Raw genomic sequence first — 3526 nt, forward strand, 5'->3', positions numbered from 1 at the left:
ACGCTCGACGTCATGAAGATCGTGGTATGGGTCCTGGTCGGTATCGGTGCGCTCGTGCTGCTGGGCGGGGTCGTCATCCCGCTCGTGCACTTCCTGCTCGGAGCGCTGGGCTGGCTGATCGCGGGTGCGCTCGTGATCGGCGGCGGCATCTGGCTCGCGAAGCGGGCGGGGTCGCACGGGGAGGTGGGGTCCGCCGACGAGGCGCAGCCTCTGCCGTGACGGCCGCGGGGTTTCATGATCAAGGAGTCACTGCACGGCCGTTCGGAGATCCGTTCGACGTGCAGTGACTCCCTCGGCGGCGCGAGGCGAGCCCGACGACCGGATGTTCGTCGCTCCGAGGAACGAAGACGGTCGCGAGGCCGACACGAGGGCATGAACCGGAAACGCCCATTCGGCGGATGACGCAACCTCTACCCCTGTTCGAAACAATCGTGGCCTGACGATGGGCGGTCGCGTCCTTCGATGCCGGACCTACAACAAGCGCTCGGACATCGCGAACAAATCCTTATCGAGCCGCCGTCGCCCGCCAGGTGCTCCAGGCCGCAGGCGAGCCCGTCCCACAGTGAGCGAGAGCGCTGCGGACGCCTCGGCGGCGGGCCTCATCTCGCAGGATTGACGAGTCGCTGCACGTCGGACGATTCGCTCGACGGGCCGTGACTCCCTCGCTGCGGCGCAGCCGAGCGTGACGCATGCGCGAGTTCCGGGTCCCGAGGACCCGGATCTCCGGTGGTGTTTCCGACGGGTCGAGACGCCTCGGTGACCTCCTCGATCGCAGGCCCCGTCCCGTGCGGTCGGAGATCGAGGCCGGCTCTTGGACGTCCACTGTCCGCAACGAAACTTTCCCGACGTCCTCAGCGGGCCGAGGACGAGCGGTCCGCCCCCGCGGCGAACACGCCGTCCGGGAACGCCCCGGCCGCGAGGATCGTGCGAGTGAGGCCCCCGGCCAGCTCCGCGAGCTCGGCGGCGTCCTCGCCCAGCACGGCGTAGGGCGCGGTCGAGAGGCGGGTGGTCTCGGCCTCGACGGCGTCGCGGAACGCCGCGCCGGCGTCGGTCAGCCCGCCCTCGGGGGTCAGCAGGCCGCGCTCGCGCAGCCCGGCCGCCGCCTCGCCCCACTGCTCGGGCGACCAGCCCCGGGTCTTCTGGGCCACTTCGACGACGAAGCCCCTCCCGGTCGCGGTGTGCATGACCAGCGCCTCGAGTCCGGACAGCCCGGCCCCGAGCAGGGCGTGCAGGTGGCCGTCGCCGCGGTGCTCCCGCAGCAGGGTGACCGCGTGCCAGAGCACCAGGTGCGGCTGCTCGTCGGGCCAGGGCAGATCGGCGTGGGCGGCGTAGAGCGCCCGGTCCTCGGGGCGGCACGCCTCCGTGGCGCGGCGCGCGAGGATCGACGCCCGCTCGCACTCCCGCGAGGACACCGCGTCGCCGAGCAGCCGCCGCAGGGCGCCGTCGGCGGCCCGGAGCCGGGCGTTGAGCACGTCGGCCGGCGCCGCGGTCGCCCAGATGCCGGGCACGAAGCGGGCGATGAGGGCGGGGTTGAAGTTGTAGTAGGTCGCCGCCACCACCCCGGGCCCGACCGCGCCCATCGCCGCCGAGCGCTGCGCGAAATACTGGGCGCGGGGATGGCTGATCCCGAGCTCGCCGAGCTCGGACCCCACCTCGGGCGCGAAGTAGATCATCGAGTGCAGGGGTTCGAGACGGCGGGCGAGACGGGTGACGTCGGCGGGCTCCACGGCGCGCACGCTAACGCCTTCCCGAGCGCGCCGCGGGCACACTGGAGCCGTGACCCGCTGGCCCGACCGCGCCCCGCTCGGCGGGCTCGCTCCCCGACGCCGGTTGTTCGTGCTGGTGGTGACGGCCGTCGTGCTCGCGCTCGCCGCGTCGGTGGCGGTGTCGGTGGGCCGGGAGTACGCCGTCCCGCCGAAGGCCGACCCGCTGGCGCTGGGCCCGGTGGTGCTCGTCCCCGGGTTCGGAGGCAGCACCGCGTCGCTGCAGGCGCTCGCGGTGCGGCTGCGGGTGGTCGGGCGCCCCGCGGTCGTCGTGGAGCTCCCCGACGGCGGCACCGGCGACTTCTCCGGCCAGGCCGCGGCGATCGACCACACCGTCCGCGACCTGATCCGCCACGACGACACCCGCAGCGTCGACCTCGTCGGGTACTCCGCGGGCGGGGTCGCGTCGTGGTTGTACCTGCAGACCGGGACGACCGCCCCCGCGGTCCGCCGCCTGGTCACCCTGGGCTCGCCGCTGCAGGGCGCCGACATCGCCGCGGCCGGCGGGGCGCTCGTCCCCGGCGCGTGCCCGCGGGCCTGCCAGGAGCTCGCGCCCGGCAGCTCCCTGCTCGCCCGCCTCGGTGCGGGGGCGCGCCCGGACATTCCGTGGCTCTCGCTGTGGACCGACCAGGACGAGACGGTCACCCCGCCGGACTCCGCGGCCCTGCCGGGCGTCCGCTCGATCCGCCTGCAGTCGGTCTGCGGCGGCATCCTGATCAGCCACGGGCAGCTCCCGACGGCGGGCCTGGCGATGGGGCTCGTGCTGCGCGCGCTGGGCACGAAGCCGCTCCCCGTGCCCGTGCCCGGGGACTGCTCGCGGCTGCAGGCCGAGGGGGTCGGGCGCCCGGTGCTCGTCGGGACCTCCTAGCGCTCACGACACCCGGCGGCGGAGCGCCCCCAGCACCGTCCGCGCCGCCGCCCCGAGCAGCACGAGCGCGCTCCAGAGTCCGGTGACCAGCAGCACCGCGTCGTCGCCGCTCCCGACGAGGCCGACCACCGCACCCGCCGCGGCGCCGGCCACCATCAGCGCGCCGATGACGGTGAAGTCCCGATCGAAGGCGCGGCCGAACGCGAGGAAGTGCACGCCGACCACGAGCGCCGTCCATGCGATCACGAAGGCCCCGAGCCCGGCCCGGCCGAGCAGGACGTTTCCGCCGACGATCGCGACGACCTCCACGACGACGATCACCCGGTAGGCCCGGCTCGTGAACATCGACCTGCGGCCCCCGGGCTCGGGCCGTGCCCGGGAGGCGAGCACGAGGGCCGCCACCGCCACCGCGAGCCCCAGGACGACACCGACCACGACCACCGCCACCCGCGCAGGGCCGCTCAGCCCGCCCGCGCCCCAGATCGCCCACAGCCCGCCGAAGAACCCGGCGATCCCTGCGCCGATCAGCGCCGGACGCGGCGGTGGTCCTCCGGTCTCCACGGCGGGAGTATGGCGTGGGGCGCGACGCTCAGCCTGCCGATGGCGCCAGCTGCGCCAGCGCGTCCGCGGCCGGGACGACGTAGTAGGCGCCGGTGAGGGCCCGGGTGTAGCGGGTGAGGGCGTCGCGCGGCCCGTCGATCCCCGCCATCGCGTCGAGCATCGCGGCCAGTGGGCCCTGCTCGGCGCAGAACCCGACGAACATCGTGCCGTGCCAGGCCGTCTCCCCCCACGCGGTGTTCCGCCGGAAGATGTGGCCGTAGGTGTCCTGGTCCGTGCGGGCCGCGTGGGCGTCGTCGGGCTTCGGGTCCAGCTCGACGCTGTCGGGCTTCGTCCG

4 protein-coding genes and 1 pseudogene are annotated in these 3526 nt (G+C 74.7%); 2 read left to right on the plus strand and 3 right to left on the minus strand.

From position 1 onward, the window contains the following. Positions 1 to 219: hypothetical protein (locus AC0CYZ_RS07940; RefSeq protein ID WP_472214025.1), on the plus strand; the 219-nt coding region annotated here is incomplete at its 5' end. A gap of 632 nt (positions 220 to 851) precedes the next feature. Here AC0CYZ_RS07940 and AC0CYZ_RS07945 read toward each other — a convergent pair. Continuing rightward, entirely contained in the window at positions 852 to 1727 is an 876-nt protein-coding gene (locus AC0CYZ_RS07945; protein WP_472214027.1) for an SCO6745 family protein, read from the minus strand. 49 nt (positions 1728 to 1776) lie between these two features. On the opposite strand from AC0CYZ_RS07945, the gene AC0CYZ_RS07950 reads away from it, so the two are divergent. Next, on the plus strand, positions 1777 to 2631 hold the full coding sequence (locus AC0CYZ_RS07950) for an esterase/lipase family protein (RefSeq protein ID WP_472214029.1): 855 nt from the start codon (positions 1777 to 1779) through the stop codon (positions 2629 to 2631). 3 nt (positions 2632 to 2634) lie between these two features. On the opposite strand, the gene AC0CYZ_RS07955 is transcribed toward AC0CYZ_RS07950, so the two are convergent. Both AC0CYZ_RS07955 and AC0CYZ_RS07960 read right to left on the minus strand, forming a co-directional pair. Next, on the minus strand, positions 2635 to 3192 hold the full coding sequence (locus AC0CYZ_RS07955; RefSeq protein WP_472214030.1) for a hypothetical protein: 558 nt from the start codon (positions 3190 to 3192) through the stop codon (positions 2635 to 2637). A 28-nt stretch (positions 3193 to 3220) separates the two neighbouring features. Then, positions 3221 to 3526 (minus strand): annotated as a pseudogene (locus AC0CYZ_RS07960) (Dyp-type peroxidase); the annotation flags it as partial.

Source organism: Actinomycetospora sp., assembly GCF_055612215.1.